General features: G+C 71.8%; 17 protein-coding genes. 5 read left to right on the top strand and 12 right to left on the bottom strand.

Annotated features, from left to right (window positions below; translation table 11 throughout):
• Positions 1-64: 64 nt before the first annotated feature.
• From OG746_RS19760 to OG746_RS19775, 4 genes are all read right to left on the bottom strand, one after another.
• Entirely contained in the window at positions 65-661 is a 597-nt protein-coding gene (locus OG746_RS19760) for a TetR/AcrR family transcriptional regulator (RefSeq protein WP_266716269.1), read from the bottom strand.
• A gap of 62 nt (positions 662-723) precedes the next feature.
• Positions 724-1635, bottom strand: a complete 912-nt coding sequence (locus OG746_RS19765) for a phosphotriesterase family protein (protein WP_266716271.1) — start codon at positions 1633-1635, stop codon at positions 724-726.
• Between the two features lie 159 nt (positions 1636-1794).
• Entirely contained in the window at positions 1795-2166 is a 372-nt protein-coding gene (locus OG746_RS19770; RefSeq protein WP_266716273.1) for an iron chaperone, read from the bottom strand.
• Positions 2163-2840 carry a DUF998 domain-containing protein gene (locus OG746_RS19775; RefSeq protein WP_266716275.1) on the bottom strand — a complete coding sequence of 226 codons (678 nt, stop codon included), beginning with the start codon at positions 2838-2840 and terminating at the stop codon, positions 2163-2165. Before OG746_RS19775 ends, OG746_RS19770 begins: the two co-directional genes overlap by 4 nt.
• Positions 2841-3103: 263 nt before the next feature.
• Here OG746_RS19775 and OG746_RS19780 point away from each other — a divergent pair, with 263 nt between their 5' ends.
• The 3 genes from OG746_RS19780 to OG746_RS19790 are packed head-to-tail and all read left to right on the top strand — an operon-like array spanning position 3104 to position 6836.
• Positions 3104-3439: an SHOCT domain-containing protein gene (locus OG746_RS19780; protein ID WP_266716277.1), complete on the top strand. Its 336-nt coding sequence runs from the start codon at positions 3104-3106 to the stop codon at positions 3437-3439.
• Positions 3436-4278: an ABC transporter ATP-binding protein gene (locus OG746_RS19785; protein ID WP_266716279.1), complete on the top strand. Its 843-nt coding sequence runs from the start codon at positions 3436-3438 to the stop codon at positions 4276-4278. Before OG746_RS19780 ends, OG746_RS19785 begins: the two co-directional genes overlap by 4 nt.
• A complete protein-coding gene (locus tag OG746_RS19790; protein ID WP_266716281.1) occupies positions 4275-6836 on the top strand; it encodes an ABC transporter permease in 2562 nt (853 codons plus the stop codon). The genes OG746_RS19785 and OG746_RS19790 overlap by 4 nt, the downstream gene beginning before the upstream one ends.
• Before the next feature lie 29 nt (positions 6837-6865).
• On the opposite strand, the gene OG746_RS19795 is transcribed toward OG746_RS19790, so the two are convergent.
• Both OG746_RS19795 and OG746_RS19800 read right to left on the bottom strand, forming a co-directional pair.
• On the bottom strand, positions 6866-7375 hold the full coding sequence (locus OG746_RS19795; protein ID WP_266716283.1) for an ATP-binding protein: 510 nt from the start codon (positions 7373-7375) through the stop codon (positions 6866-6868).
• Positions 7376-7580: 205 nt separating this feature from the next.
• Positions 7581-7895 (bottom strand): transcriptional repressor LexA, encoded by a 315-nt coding sequence (locus OG746_RS19800; RefSeq protein WP_266716285.1) that lies wholly within the window; start codon positions 7893-7895, stop codon positions 7581-7583.
• A 322-nt stretch (positions 7896-8217) separates the two neighbouring features.
• Here OG746_RS19800 and OG746_RS19805 point away from each other — a divergent pair, with 322 nt between their 5' ends.
• On the top strand, positions 8218-9405 hold the full coding sequence (locus OG746_RS19805) for a PLP-dependent cysteine synthase family protein (protein ID WP_323179636.1): 1188 nt from the start codon (positions 8218-8220) through the stop codon (positions 9403-9405).
• A 65-nt stretch (positions 9406-9470) separates the two neighbouring features.
• Here OG746_RS19805 and OG746_RS19810 read toward each other — a convergent pair whose 3' ends face one another.
• Both OG746_RS19810 and OG746_RS19815 read right to left on the bottom strand, forming a co-directional pair.
• Positions 9471-9953, bottom strand: a complete 483-nt coding sequence (locus OG746_RS19810) for an SRPBCC family protein (protein WP_266716287.1) — start codon at positions 9951-9953, stop codon at positions 9471-9473.
• 116 nt (positions 9954-10069) lie between these two features.
• Positions 10070-10897, bottom strand: coding sequence for a DeoR/GlpR family DNA-binding transcription regulator (locus OG746_RS19815; protein ID WP_266716289.1), 828 nt, complete (start codon positions 10895-10897; stop codon positions 10070-10072).
• A gap of 236 nt (positions 10898-11133) precedes the next feature.
• Between OG746_RS19815 and OG746_RS19820 the strand changes: the two genes are divergently transcribed.
• Positions 11134-13569, top strand: a complete 2436-nt coding sequence (locus tag OG746_RS19820; RefSeq protein ID WP_266716291.1) for a hypothetical protein — start codon at positions 11134-11136, stop codon at positions 13567-13569.
• Here the strand turns inward: OG746_RS19820 and OG746_RS19825 are convergent.
• From OG746_RS19825 to OG746_RS19840, 4 genes are all read right to left on the bottom strand, one after another.
• Positions 13539-15944 carry a right-handed parallel beta-helix repeat-containing protein gene (locus tag OG746_RS19825; protein WP_266716293.1) on the bottom strand — a complete coding sequence of 802 codons (2406 nt, stop codon included), beginning with the start codon at positions 15942-15944 and terminating at the stop codon, positions 13539-13541. The two genes, OG746_RS19820 and OG746_RS19825, sit on opposite strands and share 31 nt — an antisense overlap.
• A 161-nt stretch (positions 15945-16105) precedes the next feature.
• Positions 16106-16711, bottom strand: a complete 606-nt coding sequence (locus tag OG746_RS19830; protein ID WP_266716295.1) for an Rv1733c family protein — start codon at positions 16709-16711, stop codon at positions 16106-16108.
• Positions 16712-16896: 185 nt separating this feature from the next.
• Positions 16897-17721, bottom strand: coding sequence for an MOSC domain-containing protein (locus OG746_RS19835; protein ID WP_266716297.1), 825 nt, complete (start codon positions 17719-17721; stop codon positions 16897-16899).
• A 76-nt stretch (positions 17722-17797) separates the two neighbouring features.
• Positions 17798-18241 (bottom strand): DUF6643 family protein, encoded by a 444-nt coding sequence (locus tag OG746_RS19840; RefSeq protein WP_266716299.1) that lies wholly within the window; start codon positions 18239-18241, stop codon positions 17798-17800.
• Positions 18242-18349: the final 108 nt, after the last annotated feature.

Consider the following 18349-nt stretch of genomic DNA (forward strand, 5'->3'; position numbering starts at 1 on the left):
AGGGCATGACTGAGCACGACGCGGTACTCGACTGCGATCCAACTGCGGTACTGGGGTGAGGAGATCAGCCGGTGAGGGCGTCCAGGGCGATGTGTGCCGTGGCCTCAAGAGTGGCGCGGTCGGCGCCCCCTTGTCCGGAGACGCGCATCCCGCCGATCACGGTGTTGAGGAAGCGTGCCAGCTCCTCCGGCGGCCGCTTCGAGGTGATCGAGCCGTCGGTCTGCCCGGCCGTGATCACGGACCGCAGGGCGGCGAGCCGGACATCGAGATCCCGCTCGACCAGACGCGCCGACTCGGGATCGCGCCCCGCGAACTCCACGGTGGTGTTCACAGTGAGGCAGCCACGGCTGTGGCCGTCCTTACGGGTCCCGGACTCGGTGTCGACCGTCGTCGCGAACAACGTACGGATCCGGTCGAGCGGCGACTCCTCCGCGTCCTCCAGGATCTCCATCTGGTTCGCCGTCATCCGCTCGATGTAACGGGTCAGCGAGCGCGTGAACAGGTCGTGCTTGCTGGCGAACGTGTTGTAGATGCTGCTGCGCCCCAGCCCGGTGGCGGTGCACAGGTCCTGCGTGGAGGTGGCTTCATAGCCGTGCTCCCAGAAGGCGTGCATCGCCGCGTCCAGGGCCCGCTCCTCGTCGAACATCCTCGGTCGGGCCATACGGGAACGCTACCTGTTTTGGATCGCTCGGTGCAATACGTGATCCCGGTCACGCACACCCCTCACCGCCACTCGACCGAGAACGCCTGCGCCGGATTGTCCACCAGGATCCGCTCCACCGTCCCCTCGCCCAGCACCGCTTCGAGGCGCGGGCGCACCCGGCGCAGCAGGTACGGCATGCCGGGGCCGCCGGTCACCGAACGGGCCCCGGCGGTCGTGGTGTCGCCGCCGAGCAGGAGGCGGTCCGCGTGGCCCGCGTCGGCCAGGGCCGCGAGGGCGTCCGGCATCCGCCAGTCCGTGGCGTGGTTCGCCCGCGAGGGGCCGTCGAAGGCCAGGTACGCCCCCGAGTCCGCAGCTTCCCGGTGGGTCACGAGGTCGGGGGAGCGGTTGAGGTGGCCGAGGATGACGCGGTGCGCGGGCACCTCCAACTCCTCGCAGAGCAGGTCGAGTACGTCCAGTGCGCCCGTGCCAAGCTCCAGGTGGACGGCGATCGGCGCCCCGGTCGCGTGGTGTGCCTCGGCCGCGGCCGCCATGGTCCAGCGGGCGTGCGCGTCCAGTGCGTGAAAGCCGCCGGCGACCTTGATCAGGCCGGCGCGTACGGTGCTGTCGGCGATGCCTTCGGTGAGCTCGCGTACGAAGACCTCGGCGAGGTCGTCGCGGCGCTCGGTCAGCAACTGCTCGGTGTAGTGGGCCGCTTGGTGCAGTCCGGTGGCGGCCACGATGTGCACTCCGGTCGCCACCGCGAGCGCGGGCAGCTCCGCCGCGTGCCGGCCGAGCCCGTACGGCGTCCACTGCACCACGGTGCCGCCGCCCACGGCCGCGTACGCCTCCAGCTCCTGGCGGGCGAGTCCGGCGTCGTCCAGCTCCTGTCCCGGCAGCACGGGGCTGCGGAAGAAGAGGTGGTCGTGTGCGTCGACGATGCCCAACTGCCCTGGATCCAGGTCGCCTTGGACGCCGCGGACGGCCCCGCTCACCACTGCCGCCCGCACGGCAGGCTGTCGCGTTCGGGCTGGGAGAGGTGCGGGACCGGGTAGCGGTCGCCGGGAGTCCTGGGGGTGATCTCGTATTGCATCGCGTGCATGGATCGCGTCCTCAGTGGTCGGCAGTGGGGGACGGGGTGGGAGGCGCCGCGGCTACATCCACCGCACACCCTCGACCTCGTGCTCCCGCACCCGGTACGCGATCATCCGCCGCAGCAGGTCACCGGGCACGGGCCGGCCGTACGGGAGTTTCACCGAGCCCTTGCCGGTGGCGAAGTCGGCGAGGTCGGTGTCGAACGCCGCGCGGGTGCTGGGGGTGAAGACGACGTTCGCGTGCTTCGTGTAACCGTTCACCATGAAGAGGATCGTCCCCGACGGGTGGATCCAGGCCGGGGTCCCCCACTTGATCGCCTCGGTCGCCTCGGGAACCGCCTCGTGGGCCAAGGCGCGTACCTGCTCCAGCAGTTCACGGGCCTGACCGCCGAAGCCCCCGATGTACTCGTCCGTGGTGTCCGTCTTGCTCATGGCGCCAGTTTGGCACGCCCGCTGCCCCCGCGCGCGAGGCGCTGAACGTACCGGCCGAGCACCCCGAGCATGATCACCTCGCACCCGAGCATCACCCGCTCCACCAGACCGATCAGCTCCCGGCCACCCGGCCCCGCCGAGTACGCCATCACCCCGGCCCCGACCACCGCGAGCAGGGACAGCACGCGCAACCACCACGCGGTCCGCCCCGCTGCCGGGCCGAGCCGCCCGGCCAGGACGAGCCCGGCCGCCGGCAGCGCCGCGAACGCCGCGACGGACGCGTAGCGGTGCACATACGCCGACCCGGTCAGCTGCGTGGTGAGCGGATCCGTCGGCACCACGGCCGCGAGCACGAGCCCCGCACCCCAGACCGTCAGCAGCACGGACGGTAGCCCGCGCATCGCCGGGAGCCGCTTCCTCGCCACCACGAGGAGCAGCAGCGAGACGAGGCCGAGCGAGGCCATGGCGGTCTCGATCGGTCCACCGCGGTCCAGGGCGGCGAAGTCGCTGACCGTGAGGGACAGCGGACTGAGTCCCGGGTCGGTGTCCCGGGGCGCAAGCAACGCCGCCATCATGGCCACGACCACGGCGGTCCAGACCGCGGGGGCGAGCAGATGGCCGTGGCCGGTGAACTTCAAGCGTCGGCTGAAGGTGTCTCGTCTCGGAGTGGGCACGCTCCGATCCTCCGGCCCGGCAGGCCCCGCCCACATGGGGGCCGCCCCGGAGCCGCCCCTGACCCGGCCCCTGACACGTATCAGGGTCGACCGAGCGGCAGGGAGCAGCCCCGCCCCCCTCACGTACTCCCGCGGGGGTACGCACAGTGCCGCTGGCCGTACGACGACCCGGACCCTCTCCCGGCGGGACGCTCGAGTCATCACCACGAGTGGACGCCCGGCACACCGCCCCGGCGCCACCGGAACAAGAGGAGATGAGTCGGATGCAGACCCTCGCGGAATTCGGCCCCGGCAACGGCCCCGGCCCCTGGATCCTGTTCTTCCCGCTGATCTGGGCGGCCGTCGTCGTCGGTGTCGTCACCCTGCTGCGCCGCACCGTCTGGCGCGGCCGGCGCGGACCGTGGCGCCCCGTCGGCCCCCGCTTCGACGAGAACTCGCCGATCGCCGTGCTCGGCCGCCGCTTCGCCGCCGGCGAGATCGACGAGGACGAGTACTGGCGCCGACTCACCGTCCTGAACGAGGAGTTCGGCCACGACAGCCACTACGGCCAGTACGGCGCGTACGGCGTCGACGGCAAGGCGAAGGGTGGCACGTCATGAGCACCGCCACGACGCTCACCCCCACCGCACTCGCGGCGCGCGTCGACAACGCCGTCAAGGTGTACGGCTCCGGGGACACCGCCGTCCGTGCCCTCGACGGCGTGAGCGTCGGCTTCCGGGCCGGACGGTTCACCGCGATCATGGGCCCGTCCGGCTCGGGGAAGTCGACCCTGATGCACTGCGCGGCGGGCCTCGACACCCTCACCGAGGGGGCCGCGTACATCGGTGACACCGACCTCGGCTCGCTCGACGACCGGCGGCTCACCCTGCTGCGGCGCGACCGCGTCGGGTTCGTGTTCCAGGCGTTCAATCTCATCCCGACGCTGAACGTCGCCGAGAACATCACGCTGCCGATCGACCTGGCGGGCGAACGCCCCGACCGTGAGTGGCTCGACGCGCTCGTCGACGTCGTCGGGCTGGGTGACCGGCTGCACCACCGGCCCGCCGAACTCTCCGGCGGGCAGCAGCAACGCGTCGCCGTGGCACGGGCGTTCGCGGGCCGGCCCGACGTCGTCTTCGCCGACGAACCCACCGGCAACCTCGACTCCCGCTCCGGCGGCGAGGTGCTCCGCCTCCTCGGCGACACGGCCCGGCAAGCCTCGCGCGCCGTCGTCATGGTCACCCACGACCCGGTCGCGGCCGCCCACGCCGACGAGGTCGTCTTCCTCGCGGACGGCCGCCTCGTCGACCGGATGGAACGGCCGACCGCGGACCGGGTCCTCGACCGGATGAAGGCCTTCGACGGGCCCGCGCCGGCGGAGCTCGACGGCACCACATCATTCGGCGGCACCCCGTCATTCGGCGGCACCACGTCAACGGCTGGAGGTGAGCCGTCATGAACGCCTCCGTCCGCCTCAGCCTCACCTCGCTGCGCGCCCACAAGCGGCGCTTCGCCGGAACGTTCAGCGCGGTCCTGCTGGGCGTCGCGTTCCTCGCCGGCACCCTCGTCATGGGCGACACCCTGCGCGCGAGCTTCGACTCCATGTTCGCGGGCGCCAGCAGCGGCACCGACGCCGTCGTACGCTCCGGCAACGTCATCACCACCCCCGGCGAGAGCCAGGGCACCCGCCGCCCGGTGGCCGCCTCGCTCGCCGACGACCTGGCGAAGGTGCCGGGCGTCGCCGCAGCGGCGCCGAACATCCAGGGCGCGGGCCAACTCGTCGACGCCCACGGCAAACCCATCGGCGGCCAGGGCCCGCCCACCCTCGCCGGAAACTGGATCGACGACCCCGAGCTCAACGCGTACCAGCTCGCCGACGGCCGCACTCCGCACAAGAGCGGCGAGGTCGTCATCAACCGCGGCGCCGCGAAAACCGGCGATCTGAAGGTCGGTGACACCACGACGCTGCGCACGCCCGACCCGGTGAAGGTCACCATCGTCGGCCTGGCCACCTTCGGCGGCGAGGACGGCATGGCGCAGACCACCTTCACCGGCATGACCCGCGCCGACGCCGAGAAGCACCTCACCCCGAAGCCGGGGGAGGCGTCCACCATTCAGGTGCGCGCGGGTCCCGGTGTCGGCCAGCAGGAGCTCGTCGACAGCCTGACTGCCGGTCTGCCCAAGGGAGTTGAGGCGATCACCGGTGACGAGTCGGCGCAGGAGAACACCGACATGATCTCCGGCCAGTTCCTCAGCCTGTTCACGACCTTCCTCCTCGTGTTCTCCGGCGTCGCGCTGCTCGTCGCGACCTTCTCCATCCACAACACCTTCGCCATCGTCGTGGCCCAACGCGCCCGCGAGAACGCCCTGTTGAGGGCGCTCGGCGCGGCCCGCCGGCAGATCGCGGCGGCGACCCTCGTGGAGGCGACCGCGGTCGCCGTGGTGGCCTCGGCCGCCGGTCTCGCGGGCGGGATCGGTATCGCGGCCGGGCTCCAGGCGCTGTTCCCCGCCATCGGATTCCCGTTCCCCGAGGGGGACTTGGTGATCAGCCCGCTGTCCATGCTGCTGCCGCTGGCCGTCGGCATCGTGGTGTGCGTCGGCTCGGCACTGCTGCCGGCCCTGCGCGCCGGACGCACCGCGCCGCTGGCCGCCCTGCGCGACAGCTCCGTCGACGACTCCGGTGCCTCGCGGCGCCGCGCCGTCATCGGCGGTGTGCTGGGCGCGGCCGCGATCGCGGTGACCCTCGTCGGCGTCCTGGCGTCCCCGTCGATCACCCTCGCGGGCGTCGGCGCCGTGCTGGTCCTCGCGTCGTTCGTCGTGCTCGGTCCCGTCGCGTCCACGTCCGCCGTACGGGCCCTGGGCGCGCCGCTCGACCGGCTGCGCGGCGTCACCGGCGGGCTCGCGAGGCGCAACGCCCTGCGCAGCCCGAAGCGCACCGCCGCCACGGCGAGCGCCCTGATGATCGGCGTCGCGGTCGTCTCCCTGTTCACCGTCTTCGGCGCCTCGCTGAAGGCGACCATGGACCAGACCGTGAACCGTTCCTTCGCGGGCGACGTCGCCGTCTCCACCCCGTCCTTCGGCGCCGGCGGCAGCGGCCTCAGCCCCAAACTGGCGCCCGCGATCGCCGAGCGGCCCGAGGTGGCCACGTCGGTCGGCCTCGGCAGCGGCGTCGCCGACGTCGAAGGCAAGGGGCGCGCCCTCACTGTCGCCGACCCGGCCGCGCTCGCGAAGTCGTTCGACCTCGGCACGGTCGGCGGCTCGATGGGCGACCTCGGAAAGAACGGCATCGCGATCACCCGCACCGAGGCCGACAAGCAGCACCTCGCGGTCGGCGACACGGCACGGCTCGCCTTCACCGACGGCAAGAAGGAACCCTTCACGGTCCGCGCCGTCTTCGGCCGCTCCGAGCTCGCAGGCGACTACGTGATCTCGCGCGAGGCCTGGGCCCCGCATCGTACGCAGGACGCCGACAGGCTGGTCTCCGTCACCTTCAAGGACGGCGTCTCGGCGGCCGACGGTACGAAGGCGGTCGAGAAGGTCGCGGCGGCGTACGGCAATCCGGATGTGCAGACCCGCGACGCGTACGCGCAGTCCTCGGCGTCCGGCATCGACATGATGCTGACGCTCGTCTACGCGCTGCTGGCCCTGGCCGTCGTCATCGCGCTGCTCGGCATCGCCAACACCCTGACCCTCGCCCTGCACGAACGGACCCGGGAGCTGGGCCTGTTGCGCGCCGTCGGCCAGACCCGCGGGCAGCTGCGGGCGATGGTCCGCTGGGAATCGGTGCTCGTCGCCGCGTTCGGCACGGCCGGCGGGCTCGTGCTCGGCGGGTTCCTCGGCTGGGTGCTGGTGAAGGCGTCCGACGGGGCGAGCGACAGCGCCTTCGCGTTCGCGCTGCCGCCGGTCCAACTGGCGGTCGTGGCACTCGTCGGGCTCGCCGCCGGCGGCCTCGCCGGCCTGCGCCCCGCCCGCAGGGCGGCACGCCTGGACGTGCTGCGGGCCATCGCCACCGAGTGAGCGACGTACCTTCGGTGATCACCGCCCGGTCAGCCTGCGACGGCCGACCGGGCGGGAGCATGTGGGGACACCTTGCGCTCGTGCGTGTCCGTGCGGCGCGCGGGATGCGTCGCGTACACCGGGTACGGCGCGATGGCCATCGAGGCGGCGGTGGCCGGCAGGGCGAACCAGACGACCTTGCCCTCGCCGTGCGGGCGCACGCCCCAGCTCTCGCTCAACGCGGCGATCATCGCGAGACCGCGGCCGCAGGTGGCGAGGGGGTCGGCGTCCCGTACCTCGGGGAGCCTCGGGTCATGGTCGTGCACCGAGACCCTGAGCGTGCCACTGAGCAGCTCGATCTCGACGGTGCAGAGCTTGTCCGGTCCGGCGTGCCGGTGGACGTTGGTCAGAAGCTCGGTGACGCAGAGCGCGGCCATCTCGATCAACGGATCGAGATGCCAGTAGCGCAACTGCGCCGATACGATTCTGCGGACCTGACCTATCCGCGACGGCAGGGCTTGGAGCTCCACCGTGCAATGCCTGTTCGGCTGGCTGATCACGGCTACGACTCCCCGAAATTGAGTCCGGAAGAAGACGAAAACGGATCGAGCGGTGCGACCGTGCTGTGACAGGACTGCCCGCTCCGTGTCCGGCGGGCTGGTTCGCAGCGTTATCGCCGGTAAACCCTGAGTAGTGATGTGTGACCAGCGTGACCCAGGGGGCGTGGGCGTGCAACTTCGCCGGGTGTTCGCTGCGGGGCGGGTGCTATCCGGTGTGCGCGGTGGCGGCGCGCACGGCCTCGATGAACCGCCGGGCCGCGGGCGGTCCCGAGGCGCCGCCCTGTCCGCCGAGGTGCAGCAGATAACGCCGCCCGTCCACGTCGGCCATCGCCCGGTCCTCGGCGCCGAACCACGGCCTGCCCGCGCGGACTTCACCCAACGGGGCGCTGTCGATCTCGCTCCCGTAGCTCGTGAGCAACTCCAGCCTGCCGTCCGTGATCCGGACCTGCCCCGCCCGGGTCAGTGATCGCAGGCGTCGGCCGATGCGCACGCCCGTCGCCGTGAACTCCGGCTCCGCCATGCCGTTTCGCCCCCTCGAGTGGGTGTCTGCGGTGCAGTCTGCACGCACCTGGCCAGGAGCACCAGTGCACATGTGGACGCGCTGTGAAGCATTGGGGGCAGCTCCGGCGTACGCCCCCTCGCACGCACGTTCCCGGACCCTCCGGGGGGTCCGGGCGCGTGTTCCGGCACCCTCCCAGGCGTTCCTTTGAGACGCTCAAAGATGCATTTATGCAGGTGAGAAGCGTGCGCAAGGTGCTTATGATCGTGGTGCCCGGCTGCCGTCGGCGCCCGGGACCGGAGCGCGGAAACGACGGCCGGGCACGACGAGAAGGAGCCAATCGGTGAGCACCACGGAACAAGGTCGGCCCACAGGCGAGGGTGCGGCGTCCGGCCCCCTGCCGACGCTCGACGTCGACCACACGGACCCCGGCTACCGTGAGTGGCTCAAAGAGGCGGTACGCAAGGTGCAGGCGGACAACAACCGCTCGGCCGACACGCACCTGCTGCTCTTCCCGCTCCCCGAGCACTGGGGCATCGACCTCTACCTCAAGGACGAGTCGACCCACCCCACGGGCAGCCTCAAGCACCGTCTGGCCCGCTCGCTCTTCCTCTACGGCCTGTGCAATGGCTGGATCCGCCCCGGCCGCCCCGTCATCGAGGCGTCGAGCGGCTCCACCGCGGTGTCGGAGGCGTACTTCGCGAAGCTGATCGGTGTCCCCTTCATCGCGGTGATGCCGCGTACGACGAGTGCCGAGAAGTGCCGCCTGATCGAATTCCACGGTGGACAGTGCCACTTCGTGGACGACTCCAGGACGATGTACGCGGAGTCCGCGGCCCTCGCAGCCCGCACCGGCGGCCACTACATGGACCAGTTCACGTACGCGGAGCGGGCCACGGACTGGCGCGGGAACAACAACATCGCCGAGTCGATCTATCGCCAACTCGCTCTGGAGCGCTACCCGGAGCCCGCCTGGATCGTCGCCACGGCGGGCACCGGCGGCACCTCGGCGACGCTCGCCCGCTACGTCCACTACATGCAGCACGACACCCGCATCTGCGTCGCGGACCCCGAGAACTCCTGCTTCTTCGAGGGCTGGACGACCGACAACCCCGACGCGACGAGCGACTGCGGCTCCCGCATCGAGGGCATCGGCCGCCCCCGCATGGAACCGAGCTTCGTGCCGGGCGCCATCGACCGCATGATGAAGGTCCCCGACGCGGCGAGCGTGGCGGCGGTCCGCGCCCTGGAGTCGGCCATCGGCCGCAGGGCGGGCGGTTCGACGGGTACGGGCCTGTGGAGCGCCCTCAAGATCGTCGCGGAAATGGTGTCGGAGGGCCGCACGGGCAGCGTGGTGACGCTCCTCTGCGACCCGGGCGACCGCTACCTGGACAAGTACTACTCGGACGCCTGGCTGAGCCGGCAGTCCCTGGACATCACCCCGTATGCGGAGGCGATCACGCGCCTGCTGGAGACGGGGGAGTGGCCGGGCTCAGGCTCCGCCGGCATTTCAAGCCCCTGCGGCGATTGAGCAGTGGGGTCCGGGGCGGAGCCCCGAGAGCGCAACCCCGCCGCGGCGCAACGACCAAGCCGCCCCTACGCAGGCGCCGCCGCAAGCCGTCGATCAAGCGCCCCCACGGCCCCCCGAAACGCCCTACCCAGCCCACCCCGCCCAGCCTTCATCCCCACCCGCACCCCTGCACCCGCATCCACGGCAAACGTCCACCGCACCCGAGACCCCCCACCGGGAACCCCTTCGATCCGCCATTCCTCCACCATCGCCCGTATCCCCGGCACATTGGTCTCGTCAACGCGATACGCGTAGACGTCACCGGGCTCCGCGGCGACGATCGTCTCGAGGAACCGCGTCCCACCCTTGAGCCGGACCTCCCGCCGCGCCCCACCGTCCAGCGGCCGCGCAAGCGTCACCGCGGAGAACCACTGGGGCCACCCGACGACATCCTCGGCGAGCGCCCGGTACACGGCGTCCGGGGAGGCCGACACCTCACGGGCGAACACGAGCCGCAAGGGCGCGCTGTCGACGAAGTCGAGCTCGACGGGGCGAAGTCGGCGTGCCATGAAGGTTCAACCCCCAAGGTTGAAGCGGCGGACGCGACCCGGGTCAACGGGCGTCGCCCGTAGCCAAGTTGATGTGCTCCAGGTGACCGGTCCCGGTCACCATAACTGGCGCACCGTCAGATGTCTGTACCGTCCTCGGGTTCCCCGGCCACCACGAGCCGCATGTGCTCGGCGACCTCGGCCCGCGCCTCGACCGGCAGCCCGCCGTCCGTGACCAACGTGTCCACCTGGTCGAGCGAGGCGAACGAACTCAGCCCCACCGTCCCCCACTTGGTGTGGTCCGCCACCACGACGACCCGCCGCGCGGACTGCACGAGCCGCCGATTCGTCTCCGCCTCCGCCAGGTTCGGCGTGGACAGGCCGGCCTCCGGGCTTATGCCGTGCACCCCGAGGAACAGCACGTCGAAGTGGAGCGCCGCGATCGCCTGGTCGGCGACCGGGCCCACCAGCGAGTCCGACGGCGTGCGTACCCCGCCGGTCAACACCACTGTCGCCGCCCCCTGTCGGGACGCCGCACCGCGCTGCGACGCATGGAAGACGTCGGCCACGCGCACCGAGTTGGTCACTACCGTGAGGTCCGGTACGTCGAGCAACTGCTGGGCCAGCGCGAACGTCGTCGTACCACCGGAGAGCGCGATCGCCGTGCCGGGTGCGGCCAGCGGCGCCGCGGCGCGCGCGATGTCCTCCTTGGCCGTCAACTCCAGGCCGGACTTGGCCTCGAAGCCGGGCTCATGGGTGCTGGCCTCGACGACCGGGACCGCGCCGCCGTGCACCTTCTCGACGACGCCCTGCCGGGCCAGCGCGTCCAGATCGCGCCGCACCGTCATGTCGGAGACGCCGAGCTTCCTGGTCAGCTCGTTGACCCGGACGCCGCCGCGCCGACGGACCTCGTCGATGATCAGGGCGCGGCGCTGCTCCGCGAGCAGGTTCTGATTCTCGCTCACGTCCGTCGGATCCCTTCGGCTCGTCCCGCCTGCCACCACCGCCGTACCGGCCAGCGCTTTCTCGTCATCCTCGCACGCGCCACCGACACCGGGACCACCGCCTGCGCTGCCGACCTGCGCCGCGAGGGGGCGCCAAGGGGTGAATGGGGCGGGGCACCTCGGGGAGATTCCGTGACGAGGGGTGCCCGAAGGGGCGCCGGGCCGAGATCCTGGTCGTGTTCAGAAACGGGGGACACATGAGCACGACACACGAGCACGGACAACGGAACGGCACCACGGCGGAACCGGCGACGACGCCCTCCGCGAAGCCATCCACCACGCCATCCGCGACACCGCCCACGACCACGGACGAGACCGCTCTGGAACTTCTCGTCCACGGAGTCGGCGGCACCACTCCTCAAGAGATGCTCGACGACCCGCAGCCGGTGCGGGTCTCGGGCGACGAGACGGCGGCCGTCTTCCGGCGCGGCGAGGACGCCGACGCGGAGTCGCGCCCCGACGACTACCGGGGCAAGCCCGTCCCCGAGGCGTACGTCTGGTGCAACCTCACCTCGGGCAACGGATCACGGGCGCTGTGGCTGCTGCTGCTCCCCTTCATGGTGGTGAACCTGTCCCACTGGATGCGCCCCAACGCCCGCCGCAGATCCCGCACCGTACGCCTCTACGGCCTGCTCGTCCGCCTCCTCTCGCTCACCCTCACGGTGCTGCTGGTCGGCGCCGCGTGCGAGGTCGCCCTTGACCTGACGGCCTGGCAGTGCGCGGGCACACCGGCCTGCGCCGAGCAGCGGGCCTGGCTCGGCTTCCTCTCCGTCGACGCGCACGGTGGTGGCGGCTGGTGGAGCCAGCCCGGCCGCCGCCTCGCGCTCGCCTCGCTCGTCCCGACCGCCCTGGCAGGTCTGCTCTGGTACCTCTCGCACCGCACCTGGAGCGCGTACGAGGCGCAGCACCCGCTGCCGCACATGGCCGAGCCCACCGACGGCGAGATCGACAACGCGCTCGGCAGGCCCGGCTTTTGGTACGGACGCCGCCTCGTCGCCCGCCTGCGCTCGGCGCACACCGCGGCCGCACTGCTCACCGTGGCCGCGGCCGTCGGCACGTCCGCGGCCCGCTTCGACCGGGCGTCCGGCGGTCCTGCCCTGCTCGACGTGCTGGGCTGGCTGATCGTGGGCGCGCTGGTCCTCGGCACCCTCGCCGTCATCGGCGTCGTCGTGCACCGCGGCCGCTGCGAGAGCCGGGTCGACGACACCCTGGACGGCACGGTGGTGCGCGCCCTGCCCTACGCGGCGCTCGTCCTGCTCGTCGTGACCATGGTGTACGCGGCTTGGTCGCGCCCCGGATGGCAGTCCTTCGGACGGCTGCCCGGCGACATGAGCTTCGGCGGCATCACCCTCGTCCAGGGCGCGCTCGTGATCGCCCTGGCCTTCGTCGCGCACGCCATCTACCGCACGGCCCGCGACCGGCGCACCGCGCTGCGCGGCCTCGGCGGTCCCGCCACCGCGATGCTCGCGTGCGCCCTCGGCGGCGTCATGAGCGGTGGCGTGGCGCAGCGCGTCGCCGACTGGCTGGACGGCACCAGCGGCCTCATCAAGGGCCCGCCCGTGCTGCTCACCTGGCAGGCCTCCGTCATCCCGCCGCTGCTGATCGTGGTCGCCGTCCTGTGCGGCGCACTCGCCCTGCGCACGGCCCGTATCAAGAAGCGCGAGACGGCCCAAGTGGCGGTCGACTACCACCTCGACGAAAAGCCGGGCAGCACCAGCGAACCCCCGGACACCGCCCGTACGTCACGCATCGCGGGCACGCGCGCGCGTGCCGCCCTCACCGACAAGGCGCCGGTGATGATCGGCGTCGTCTCCTCGGTGACGCTGCTGCTCGGCGCCCTCGCCGTGGTCGGCGCCTGGACCACAGGGAAGGTGCCGGGCACCGCGGCCCAGGGCTCGTACGCGATCGTGGCCGGGGCGGCCGACTCGGCGCAGGCGCTCGGCTCCTGGCTCATCGGCCTGGGCTTCATACTGTTCGTCACCTGGGGGCGCCGCGCCTACAAGGACGCGTCCGCACGCCGCACCATCGGCATCCTGTGGGACGTGGGCACCTTCTGGCCGCGTGCCGCGCACCCCTTCGCGCCCCCCTGCTACGCCGAGCGCGCCGTCCCCGACCTGACCTGGCGGATGGCCACCTGGACACAGGCCACCGGAGGCCGGCTCATCCTGTCCGGGCACTCCCAGGGCAGCGTCCTCGCGGCGGCCGCCGCCTGGCAACTGCACCCCTCCGTAAGGAAGCGCGTCGGACTGCTCACCTACGGGTCGCCCCTGGAGCGGCTGTACGGGCGCTGGTTCCCGGCCCAGTTCGGACCCGAGGCGCTGGCCTCGCTGCACCGCCAGGTCGACTGCTGGCGCAATCTGCACCGCAGGACCGACCCCATCGGCGGGCCGATCAACCTGCCGGGCGAGTGCGGTCCGCAGGTCGACCACGCGGCACTCCTCGACCCGCTCGCCTACGGACGGACCGCCGAACACCCGCTCCCCGCACCGATCCTGGGCCACGGCGACTACCAGGCCGACCCGGTCTTCGCCGAGGAACGCGCCCGGCTGCTCGCCCGCCTCAAGCCGGGCGTACCGCAGCAGCGGCCCGACGCCGAGCAGCCTCAGGGCAGTTCGGGCAGGTCCTCCGGGTAGAGCAGCGTGAGCGCGTCGGTGTCCAGGTCGTCGAGTTGGGCGACCCGGCCCGCATGCCGCTCCACCATCGACTCGAACGTCTGCCGCGCGGTGCGGCCGTTGCCGAAAGCGGGCCCCTTCGGGAGCGCCGTGAAGTACTTGAGGAGTGCTTCCGGCGTCCCGTCGGCGAGCCGGTACTCGTGCTCGTCGGACTGCTGCTCCACGATCCGCAGCAGTTCCTCGGGCACGTAGTCGGAGAACGTGATGGTCCGTGAGAAGCGGGAGGCCACACCGGGGTTGGTGGACAGGAAGCGCTCCATCTCCGCCGTGTAGCCGGCGACGATCACGACGACCTCGTCACGGTGGTCCTCCATCAGCTTCACGAGCGTGTCGATCGCCTCGCGGCCGAAGTCGCGCCCGGAGTCCTCGGGGGACAGGGCGTACGCCTCGTCGATGAACAGGACGCCGCCGTGGGCCCGTTGGAAGGCCTCCTGGGTGCGGATCGCGGTGGAGCCGATGTGCTCGCCGACCAGATCCACACGGGACACCTCTACGAGGTGTCCCTGGCCGAGGACGCCGAGCGACGCCAGGATCTCGCCGTACAGGCGCGCCACTGTCGTCTTGCCGGTGCCGGGGGAGCCAGTGAACACCAGGTGCCGCCGCACGGAGGCCGCCTTGAGGCCCGCCTCCTGGCGCCTGCGGCCCACCTCGATCATGTCGGTGAGGGCGCGCACCTCGCGCTTGACGCTCTCCAGGCCCACCAGAGCGTCGAGTTCACCGAGGACGAGCTTGGATGTGCGGGACTCCTCCGCGGGCTCCTGAGGGGCCGCCACGGGCCGCTGGTCGGGCACGGCGCTGAGCAGGCCGACGGTCTGCGTCGCGGTCTGCACGGCCGGCTGCGGGGCCGCCGTCGCACCGGGGCTCACACCGCCGCTCTCGTCGCTCGTGCAGTCCTCGATCAGCGGGCCGTCCTCGGCGAACTCATAGCCGCCACGCGAACACCGTTCCGTACGGCACTTCTTGAGGCTCGTACGGCAGCCGTCGATGACGTGGAAGCCGAAGCCGCCGCTGTCCGCGACCCGGCAGCCGTGGAAGCTGCCCCGGCCGCCCGCCGACACGTAGAAACCGGCCTCGGTGGGCGAGGTGACCGTGCAGCGCTCGATCGTGGGGTCCGCGCCCTTCGTGACGATCACGCCGGTCTGTGTGGCGTCCACCGTGCAGTTGGCGAGCGTGCCGCCGCTGCCGTGGTCGCGGAACCAGGCGCCCGTCGCGGCCTCGCGGATGCGGCAGTCGTCGAGCTGCGCGGTCGCCCCGTCGCTCACCGACACGGCGGTGTTGCGCACTTGGGAGAGGTCGCTGTCGACGACGTCCACGCGCGAGCCGCGGTCGAGCACGAACAGCGCGTCCGGCACGTCGTGCACCCGGCAGGATTCGAGCACGGCGGTCGCTCCGTCGCTGACCCAGACGGCCGGGTAGTCGCCCGTACTGTCGTGGATCTCGCACTGGTTGGCGTCCACGCGCGTGCCGGGGTCCCACACCGAAAGACCGTTGCGCCCGAACTGGCGCACGGTGGAACGCGTCAGCGTGAGCACGGACCGGGAGCGCAGGTCGATCGCGTTCTCCGGTACGTCGTGGACGCGGCAGTCGGCGAGGGTGAGCACCGCGTCCGTGTCGAGCGTGACGCCGTCCCCCGTCGTGCGGTGCACATCGCAGTCGGTCAGGTGCGCGGCCGCCCGCCCGGTGATCTGCACACCGGAACCCTTGACCTCGTACACCTCGCAGCCCACGGCCTCCAGGCCCGAGTGCTCACCGGTCGCGGACAGGCCCGCACCCGACGTGTGGTGCACCCGGCAGCGCTCGAGCCGCGGATGCGCGCCCCCGCGCACCGCGACGCCCGCCTGCCCGGCGGCGACGACCTCGCACTCCTCGAACACGCCGCCCCCGCCGTCGAGCACGGCGATGCCGATGCCGCCGGGGTTGTCGACGGTGCACTGGCGCACCGTGGGCCGGGCGCCGCCGCGGACCTCGACGCCGGTCGCGGACCGGGTCACCACGCGGACGCCGACGATCTCCGGGGCGCCCTCCTCGACGAGCAGCGCGGGAGCCGCCGCGTCCTGCCCCTCGACCTGCAGATCACGCACGGACGCGGAGGCCCGTACGGTCACGGGGACGCCGTCCGCGGGCGCGATCCGCACGGAGCCGGGGGAGCCCTCGGGGCCACGCAGCGTGACGGCCCGCCGCAGTACCAGGTTCTCCCGGTACGTACCGGGGGCCACGGTCAGTACGTCACCGTCGGTCGCCGCCTCCAGGGCGGCTGCCAGCGACGCATACTCACCCGTGCGGCGCCGCCACCGCGAAGTACCGGCGTGCGTCACCTGGACCGAGCCCTGTGCCATGGCGCTGATCTGCCCCCACCTCGTCTTACGCAGGAAGTTGTGCGCGCCTCGCGGGGCGCTGTCCCTGGCTGCTTCCTGCGCTCTGCCTGCCAAAAGGTGGCTCCACCGTAGCGTGCGCGGAGCACGGCAGTTGACCAGAGCGACGAGCCTGTGGGCGGCGGTCAGCTGCCCGTGCCGGTCCTGCCCCAGTCGGGTCCGGCGATGTCCCAGGCGCTGTCCCAACGCGCGTACCGGCGGCGCAGCATGCGCCACAGGACCAGGCGCCGGGTGCCTTCCACCAGGCCGGTGACGGCGACGGCCGCACCGAATCCGGCGAGCGCCGCGTGCGTGGCGGCGGTGGGCCGGTCGAGGGGCCGGCCGACGGCGCGGCCCTGCTCGTCGGTCCACACGGTGAACTTGTCGCCGCGGTGCGGGGTGGTGAGGGCGGCGACGACGCGGTCCTGCCGGGTCGAACCGTCCGGCGCCTTCCAGGTCGCCACCACGCGTGTGTGTGCGTCACGCGCCGTGGAGGTCTCCGGGTCGGGATCGAGCGGCGGCTGTGCCACCTTGTGCACCACGGTCGCCGTCACCTCGTGGCGCATGCTGCGCTGCTCCTCCACGGAGCGATACAGAGCGTCACGCGACATGGACCCCGCGACGACGCCGGCCAGCGGCGCGGCGACGACGATGAGGAACAGTGCGACCAGGGCGACCCAGGCCTCTGCCAGGTCGGTCCCGCGGCACACCGGATTGTGACGCCAGCGCCATAGCCCGATCAACGCTCGCACGGTCTGCACCCCCTTCCGGGTCTGTCATAACCCCGAACGGCAGCGCCCGCATGCCGGAGGAGAGAAGAGAGAGCGACGTCACCTGGCTCCAGGTCCTGGCTCGCCCCTGCCCACCGGCGCTTCCGACACTGCCATTGTCTCTCAACGAGCATGCCGCGGCGCCGGGTTCCCCAGCCGGATGACGGTTATTCGAGGATCCTCAAGGGATCTCCGATACGCACGGTGCCCGTCGACTCGGGCACCAGGTTCGTGCCGAAGCACAGTTGGTCGCCGAAGCGGCGGTGTCGCGCCAGCGTGCGCAGGGGTTCCTTGCCACGCTCCGCGGTCTGCTGGTTCGTCGTCGTGACCACGCAGCGGCCGCTCTTCTTGGTGATACGGAAGGTGACGTCCCCGATCGCGATGCGCGACCAGTCGTCCTCCGCCCACGGAGACGTGCCGGAGACGACGACATTCGGCCGGAACCGGTTCATGGGCAGCGGGCCCTCGTCGGCGTGGTCACCTTGAGCGATCAAGGAGTTGAGCGCGTCGAGCGAGGAGAGCGTCGTCAGGAGCAGCGGGTAGCCGTCGGCGAAACTCACTGTCTCGCCCGGGCGCGCGTACTTCGGGTCGATGGGGCGTCTGGTCGCCGGGTCGTCCAGATGCATCAGGCGTATCTCGGTGCCCAGGTACGCACTCCACCACGCGTGGGCCGCGCGGTCGGCGGGGACCGCCTCGACCTTGTCCGACCAGACCTCGATCGTGGTCGTCTCCCGCGGCCCGGGTATCTCGACGGTCAGCGGGTCCATGCCCGGGGCCGACACGCGAACGCCGCCGCCGGGCAGTTGCTCGGCGGCGGCCAACGCCAGGCGCGGATGCGGCCGTTGGGTGACGATCTTGTCGTCCGTGCCCACCAGCACCCAGCGCCGGTCCCCTGCCAGGCCCCACGGCTCCACGGCGGCCTCGCGCGGAGCGTGCCCCCGAACCGCCTTGAGCGGGTGGACATGGATCGAACTGAGTACTGGCTGCGACATGCCGGTAATTCTGCCAGCAGCCACGGACATCGCCCGTGGCTGCTGTGGTGGGCCGGAGCGTTCCGGCCGTGTCGGGTCAGTAACCGCGGTACTGCTGGCGGTTGTACGGATCCTCGTACGGTGCGGGGGCGGGCCGCGGCGTGGCCGGGCGCATTGCCTCGTAACCGGTCGCCTGGCCGGGCGCGGGACGCTGCGGCTGCTGCTGGGCCTGCTGGCCCGGATAGCCGCGCTGGGCGCTCGCCTGCTGCGGAATGTACGCGGTCGGGGCCGCCTGCATCGGGGCGTTCTGCGGGTGCGGATAGCCGTACTGCGGCGAGGGCGCGGAGGGCGCCGACGGCAGGGCGGGCAGCGCGGCAGGCAGCGCCGGCAGGTGGCTGTTGCTTTCGTACGCGGAGGGAACCCGGATCGGGGCGATCTGCGGCGTACCCCGTTCCGCGACGAGTGAGTCGTAGATCGGAGTGTCCGGGAAGGACGGCGCGGAGTAGTAACCGCCGCCATATGTGGAGCGGGGGGAGGTCATGACACATAAGTTAAGCCCACGATGTGGTCGTTGGGGTAGACCGATAAGAGGGTTCTTTTGCGTGTCGTGTGTGACCGCGCGTCCTCAATGCGAGCGAACTTGGGGAAA

The sequence above is a fragment of the Streptomyces sp. NBC_01016 genome (assembly GCF_026341035.1).
Lineage (GTDB): Bacteria > Actinomycetota > Actinomycetes > Streptomycetales > Streptomycetaceae > Streptomyces.